The sequence below is a fragment of the Neisseria sp. HMSC055H02 genome, from assembly GCF_001813335.1.
GTDB lineage: Bacteria > Pseudomonadota > Gammaproteobacteria > Burkholderiales > Neisseriaceae > Neisseria > Neisseria sicca_C.
On sequence record NZ_KV812127.1, the window covers coordinates 7653 to 14790 of the forward strand.

General features: G+C 53.1%; 4 protein-coding genes. 2 read left to right on the top strand and 2 right to left on the bottom strand.

The genetic code is table 11. The features are described 5' to 3' along the window. Positions 1-43: 43 nt before the first annotated feature. Together HMPREF2907_RS11270 and tkt are read right to left on the bottom strand one after the other, a co-directional pair. Complete coding sequence (locus HMPREF2907_RS11270; protein ID WP_070682749.1) at positions 44-2056, bottom strand: LTA synthase family protein; 2013 nt, start codon at positions 2054-2056, stop codon at positions 44-46. A 398-nt stretch (positions 2057-2454) separates the two neighbouring features. After that, entirely contained in the window at positions 2455-4434 is a 1980-nt protein-coding gene (gene tkt / locus HMPREF2907_RS11275; RefSeq protein ID WP_070682750.1) for a transketolase, read from the bottom strand. 516 nt (positions 4435-4950) lie between these two features. On the opposite strand from tkt, the gene ccoG reads away from it, so the two are divergent. Then, complete coding sequence (ccoG, locus tag HMPREF2907_RS11280) at positions 4951-6462, top strand: cytochrome c oxidase accessory protein CcoG (protein ID WP_070682751.1); 1512 nt, start codon at positions 4951-4953, stop codon at positions 6460-6462. A 3-nt stretch (positions 6463-6465) separates the two neighbouring features. Next, on the top strand, positions 6466-7035 hold the full coding sequence (locus HMPREF2907_RS11285) for a FixH family protein (protein WP_003744335.1): 570 nt from the start codon (positions 6466-6468) through the stop codon (positions 7033-7035). Positions 7036-7138 lie beyond the last annotated feature (103 nt).

Below are 7138 nucleotides of genomic sequence, written 5' to 3' on the forward strand. Positions count from 1 at the left end.
GGTCGTCTGAAACTTTTCAGACGACCTTTGGCTATAAACGGATTTATTGGGTGCTGATAATCCGGTTGATCTGCCATTCAAGAAACGGCGTATATGCCGAGGCGCGGCGGATAATGGCTTGGTCTTCGTTATCCGGCGTGCTTGGGCGGCTTTCAGCGGTTTGGATGTTTTTGTTGTCCCATTTGTGGAATGCTTTGCTGTGTTGATGATAGAAACCGCGTTCGGTGATGATGACTTCGGGGTTGTAGCCGTAGCCGCACCATGCGGAATCGGGTTGCGGGGCGGTGAGGTTGCAGCCGGTTTGGTAGTAGCGCGATTTGGACAGGCTTAAGTTGTAGAGGGTCGGCAGGATGTCTTTGTGCGAACCTGCACGTTCGGGATGGTATTCGGCGCTGCCGCGGTAGGTTTGCGGAACGTAAAGGTAGAAGGGGACGCTGTGGCCGAGTGCGGCATCGGCGGATTCGGGATAGCCGATGGCGCGCATATTGTGGTCGCCGGTGGCGGCGATAATGGTGTCGGGCGCGATGGTTTTCACTTTGCCGATAAAGCGGCCGAGTTGGTCGTTGCTGTATCGGAAGGTGTTGAAAATTTCATTCAGCTCTTTGCCTGAGGCGAGGTTGGCAAGGCGTTTCTGCTCTTGTTCGTCCAAGCGGAAGTTTTTCGCCTGATGCGGCGCGGGCAGGCGGTAGGGAGGATGGTTGGTCACGGACATCATCATGATGAATACGGGCGTGCCGCTTTTTTCGGCGCGCGCGAGTTCTTCTTCCGCATAACGGAACATAAATTCGTCGGGTACGCCCCATGTGTCGGATTTTGCTTCGGGATAGTGGGTTTTGAGGGTGTTTTCATCGATGATTTCGTTGACGCCCAAGTGCCGCAGGAAGGTGTCGAAATCGCGCCAGCCGCCGTTGCCCGCCGTAATATAGACGACGCGGTAGCCGGCATCGAGATAGGGTTTGAACATGTTGCCTGGGAAGGTTTTGTTTTTAGCAAGGGATTGGCTGAGGTTGAGGCGCGGGCTGCGGACGAAGAAGCGGTGCAGGGTGTCGCTGGTGCCGTCTCCCTCGGAAACGAATTTGCGGTACACCCAGTCTTGCTGCCAGTGTTTGCCCAGTTCGCCCAAGAGGTCCCGTTCAGGGTTGTCCATGTTCAAGAGATGCGCACTCATGCTTTCCATGACGGTGAGAACGACGTTGGGACGGTGTTTTTCGACGGCGGCGTTTGCGGCGGTTTGGGCAAAGAGCTGCGTCAAGTCGGCGTCGGTTTTTTTATCGAGCAGGGTACTGATGAGCCGGCTGCCGTCTTCGTCGGAGACGGGATGGAAGTCGTTGCTGTTGCGGTATTCGTTGACTGCCCAGCTTAGGGAGGTCAGGGCGTTGGGGACGAGTTTGTTGATTTGCGGTGCGGCAGAAATCTGCATGGCGGTCTGACGCAGGGGGAATTTGCCGAACGAGCCGCGTATGCCTGCGGCAAGCGCGAGGATAGGTAAGAGGACGGCGGCAATCCAAGCGGTTTTCCCCCATGAGGTCGTCTGAAAGCGGGTGCGGCGGTGGATGAGGCTGAAGATTTTGCCGAAAACGAAAGCTGCGGCAATCAAGGCGGCAAGACAGGGAATGACGGGATAGTCCGACCAGACGGTTTTCAGGACAGCGCGGGTATCTTCGTCCGCCAGCCCGAAGACGAAGACGTCAAATTGACGGTCGTAAACGCTGTAATAGAACCAGTTGCCCAGCGCGGCGGCAAAGACGGTCAGGAAAAGGACGGTTGCGACGGTAGGTAGGAGACGTAGGGTAAAGGCGGCGGTTTTCTGCGTAGCCAGTCCGAACAGCCCGATCAGGAAGGGGAAGGCGGCAGCAACGGAGGCGATTTTGATGTCGAACAACAGCCCTTTGGCAAACAAAGCCGCCAAATCGCCCGCATAACGGCTGCGGATGTCGTCTGAAACGAAATGGTGCAGCATGAAGAAACGTTCGGCGGAGAAAACGGCGACGATGGATGCCCATAAAATCAGGCAGATGAGGAGGGTTTTCCGATAGGCGGTAAGGCGGGTCATCATAATTGGCGGGTAAGATAGGTTGGATGTAAATTTATATCAAATTTAGTAAGGTGTAATTTTACGGTTTAACGGTGCGGCTTTCAAGATATGGCAAAAGATTATCGGGAATAGGAGGGGTTCAGACGACGCTTTATCCGGCGTTTCTATGCAACTTCGTTGGCGTAGGAAGGGTTGCGCCGCTGTATGGGTATTTGGATTTTTGTTAAACCGGTTTGGGCAGTTTTATAGTGGATTAAATTTAAATCAGGACAAGGCGACGAAGCCGCAGACAGTACGGATAGTACGGCAAGGCGAGGTAACGCCGTCCTAGTTTAAAGTTAATCCACTATAAAGGAAAAAGGTCGTCTGAAAACCTTCATCTTCCGTTTTCAGACGACCTTTGATGCGATGGCTGCCGTTCACAACACTGATTTCACAGTATCCACCACATTGTCCACGGTAAAGCCGAATTCTTTGAACAGTAGTTCGGCAGGGGCGGATTCGCCGAAGCGGTTGATGCCGACGACTGCGCCGTTCAGTCCGACATATTTGTACCAGCCGTCGGCGTGTCCGGCTTCTACGGCGATGCGCGGCAGGCCTTCGGGCAGGACGGCGGCTTGATAGGCGGCGTCTTGGCGGTCGAAGACGTTGGTGGACGGCATAGACACGACGCGTACGGCGATGTTTTGCGCGGCGAGGGCTTTTTGCGCTTCCAGAGCCAGCTCGACTTCGGAACCGGTGGCAATGATGACGGCTTGGGCGTTGTCTTGGGATTCGCTGATGACGTAGCCGCCGCGTTTGATGTCGTTCAGTTGTTGCTCGTTGCGCGCTTGGAATTTCAGGTTTTGACGGCTGAAAATCAGGCAGGACGGATGGTCTTTGGCTTTTACCGCTTCCGCCCATGCCACCAGCGATTCGGCGGTGTCGCACGGACGCCATACGTCCATATTCGGAATCAGGCGCAGGGTGGCGGTTTGCTCGACGGGTTGGTGGGTCGGGCCGTCTTCGCCGAGGCCGATGGAATCGTGGGTGAAGACGAAGACGGGGTTGATTTTCATCAGCGCCGCCATACGCAGGGCGTTGCGTTCGTATTCGCTGAACATCAGGAAAGTCGCGCCGAAGGGTTTCACGCCGCCATGCAGGGCAAGGCCGTTCATGATGGCACCCATGCCGAACTCGCGCACGCCGTAGTGGATGTAGTTGCCGCCTTTGTCGCGGGTAACGGAGACGCTGCCTGACCAGTCGGTCAGGTTGGACGGGGTCAGGTCGGCAGAACCGCCCACCAGTTCGGGCAGCTCTTTAGCCAAAATTTCGATGCTGTTTTGGCTGGCTTTGCGGGTGGCGATGGTTTCGGCTTTGGCGCACACTTCTTTCAATGCGGTTTGAACGTAGGCATCGAAATTGTCCGGCAGTTTTTTATCCATGCGGCGCACGAATTCTGCGGCTTCGGCAGGATATTTGGCTTGGTATTGCGCGAACAGCTCGTTCCATTCGGCTTCCAGTTTCGCGCCTTGTTCTTTCGCGCTCCATGCGTCGTAAATTTCTTGCGGGATTTCAAAGGCGGGGTAAGTCCAGCCCAAATGTTTGCGTGTGGCTTCGATTTCGTCCGCGCCCAAAGGTGCGCCGTGGGTTTTGTGGCTACCTTCTTTGTTGGCGCTGCCTTTGCCGATTAAGGTTTTGCAGCAGATAATAGACGGTTTGCCGGTTTCGGCACGGGCGGCTTCGATGGCGGCTTGAATGGCGGCGGTGTCGTGGCCGTTTACGTTGGGAACGACGTGCCAGCCGTAGCTTTCAAAGCGTTGCGGGATGTTTTCGGTAAACCAGCCGTCCACTTTGCCGTCGATGGAAATATTGTTGTCATCATATAAAACAATCAGTTTGCCCAAGCCCAAGGTGCCGGCGAGCGAACAGGCTTCGTGCGATACGCCTTCCATCAGGCAGCCGTCGCCCATGAAGACGTAGGTGTAGTGATCGACGATGTTCAAACCGTCTTTATTAAATTCGGCGGCAAGGATTTTTTCCGCCAATGCCATACCCACCGCGTTGGCAATGCCTTGTCCCAACGGGCCGGTCGTGGTTTCCACGCCGTCGGTGTAGCCGTATTCGGGGTGGCCGGGGGTTTTGCTGTGCAGTTGGCGGAAGTTTTTCAGGTCTTCAATGCTCAGATTGTAGCCGGTCAGGTGCAGCAGGCTGTACAACAGCATGGACGCGTGGCCGTTGGAGAGGATGAAGCGGTCGCGGTTGTAGAATTTGGGGTTGGCAGGGTTGTGACGCAGGAATTTCGTCCACAATACTTCCGCCATTTCCGCCATACCCATGGGCGCGCCGGGGTGGCCGGAATTTGCTTTTTGAACGGCATCGGCCGAGAGGAAACGGATTGCGTTTGCCAGTTGAGACATTTTGTACCTTCCTTGCTGTATTGGTTTGAAACGGTAACGGTAAAGAAAATCCCGTTGATTATCGCCTGATTCGGGCAGGCTTTCAAGGATGCGGGCGTCTTTCAGACGACCTTTCCGCCTATCGGAAGGACAACTTCAAACCGGTACGGCATCGGTTTCGCGTTGTCCTGTTTTAAAAGTTGTCCGCATAAGGGGTCGTCTGAAACAGGCAAAGCAGATGAGATTAACTGTTATTCCGTTTTGAAACAGTAGTTTATAAATTTTTATCAGAGATATAGCGATTCGCTATAAGCATAGCGTCATCAGTTATATGCAACTGCTTGAATATCGCCGATTTCAGACTCGGGCAACAGAAAAATCAAAACGGGTGGCATATAAAAGCCAAGTAGGGCTTTTTGCTTTGGTCAAGTTCAAATGATATGATTCCGACGCATATAAAAGGTCGTCTGAAAAACCAATCAAACCAGTAATCAGAATAAAAGACCTGCGCGCAAACACACGAAGGAACACTGAAAAATGTCAACAGAAAACCAAGCCGAAAACGCTGTGTCAGAAGAAAAAAACGCTGCCCCGAAAGAGCAGTCCGAGAAACCGGCAAAAACCGCTCCGCCCAAACCCTCAAAACCCAAATCCAGCGTCATCCAAATCCATCCCGAAGGCGAACGCATCCATCCGAAAAAAGCGGAAGGGCGGTTCGCCAAATTGCGTATAGCCGCCGTATTGGCGACGCAGTTTGTGTTTTATGTGATTCCGTGGTTCAACTGGAGCGACCGTCAGGCGGTACTCTTCAATATTCCGGACCGGCATTTCTTCATTTTCGGGCTGTCGTTGGGTATGGGCGACTTGATTTACCTTGCCCTGCTGCTGATGATTTGCGCCTTCGGGCTGTTTTGGTGGACGACGATTGCCGGACGCTTGTGGTGCGGCTATTCCTGCCCGCAGACGGTTTATACCGAAATCATGCTGTGGATCGACAACTTGGTCGAAGGCGACCGCAACAAACGCCTGAAGCTGGAAAAATCGCCGTGGAATTTCACTAAAATCCGTATTAAAGCAACTAAAGCTCTGCTGATTTTTCTTGTCTGCGCGTGGACAGGCATTACCTTTGCGGGCTGGTTTGTCCCGATCCGCCAGTTCGTTCCCGACTTGTTTGCCGGATCGGCGGGCGGCGGCGCGATGTTTGCCGCAGCGTTTTACGGCTTCATGACCTTCTTCTTTGCCCACGTTATGCGTGAGAAAGTGTGCCTGCATATGTGTCCGTATGCACGCTTCCAAAGCGCGATGTTCGACAAAGACACGCTGATTATTTCTTACGATACCGAACGCGGCGAACCGCGCGGCGCACGCAAGAAAACCGCCAACAAAGAAGACAGCGGATTGGGCGACTGCATCAACTGCACCATGTGCGTACAGGTCTGTCCCGTCGGTATCGATATCCGCGACGGTTTGCAGTATCAATGTATCGGCTGTGCGGCGTGTATTGATGCCTGCGACGAAATTATGGACAAAATGGGTTATCCGCGCGGCCTGATACGCTATACAACCGAAGGCGCGTTGGAACACGAATATCCTGAAAGCGACATCAAAAAACGCTTGAAACGTCCGCGTGTGGCGGGATACGGCGCTGTTTTACTGGTGGTTATTATTGCTTTCTTGGTCGGACTTTCCACCCGTAAAATGGTCGAAGTCGATATTTTGAAAGACCGCGGCGTGATGGTGCGCGAAAACAGCAAAGGTTGGCTGGAAAACGCATACAACCTGCGCATTATCAACAACAGCGAAAACGAACAAGTGATGACTGCGGCAGTCAAAGGCTTTGAAGAAATTGCCCTGACCGGATTGCCGGAAGGCGGCGTGAAAATCGCACCGCGCCAAACGTTGACTATCCCTGTCCAAGTTTCCACCATTCCTGAATACGCCGACAAGGGCAGCCATCCGATTGAGTTTACCTTCACTTATCGCGAAACCGGCAAAGCAGATGGCAAACCCACTATCTTGGAAGAAGAAGCAACCTTTATCGGAGAATAAAACGTGTCCGAGCAAAAACAAGTCAAACCTTGGTACAAACACATTTGGCCGTGGGTGTTGATGGCGGGGCCTATTTTCGTCGTGATTGCCAGTGTCGCCATGTTCTTCGTCGCCAAAGAACATGCAACCGATTTGGTAACGGACGACTATTACAAAGACGGCAAACACATCGACATCCAGCTTCACCGCGATGAAGAGGCAGTGAAGCGGCATATGCAGGTGCAAGTGCTGATCAGTCCGGATAAGGATGCGGCCAAAGTGTTTGTCAGCGGGGAATTCGATCCCAAACAGCCTTTGAATCTCCTTTTGATGCACCCGACTAAAAAATCGGAAGACCAAACCGTCAAATTGCACCCCGTCAGTGCGGAAATCCAAAACGGTCGTATGGAGTATGAAGCGACTTTCAAACCCCTGCCGCCGACCAACCACTGGTATCTGCGCGTGGAAGATACCTCGGGTGTTTGGCGGGTGGAGGATAAATGGATAGTCAGTCAAGGCAATGCAATCAATCTGACCCCTATGAACAAATTGTTTGAGAACGCCAATCAGAAGCCGAAAGATTCAGGACAATAGTTTGACAGGCTCAAAAGGTCGTCTGAAAAATTTCAGACGACCTTCATGCTGTAAGGTTTGTGATGATGTTGGTGCAAATATAGTGGATTAACTTTAAACCAGT

What these genes read in the sequence shown, in the direction of transcription:
- tkt (WP_070682750.1), bottom strand. Translation starts at nt 4,434, where the DNA reads ATGTCTCAACTGGCAAACGCAATCCGTTTCCTCTCGGCCGATGCCGTT.
- HMPREF2907_RS11270 (WP_070682749.1), bottom strand. Translation starts at nt 2,056, where the DNA reads ATGATGACCCGCCTTACCGCCTATCGGAAAACCCTCCTCATCTGCCTG.
- ccoG (WP_070682751.1), top strand. Translation starts at nt 4,951, where the DNA reads ATGTCAACAGAAAACCAAGCCGAAAACGCTGTGTCAGAAGAAAAAAAC.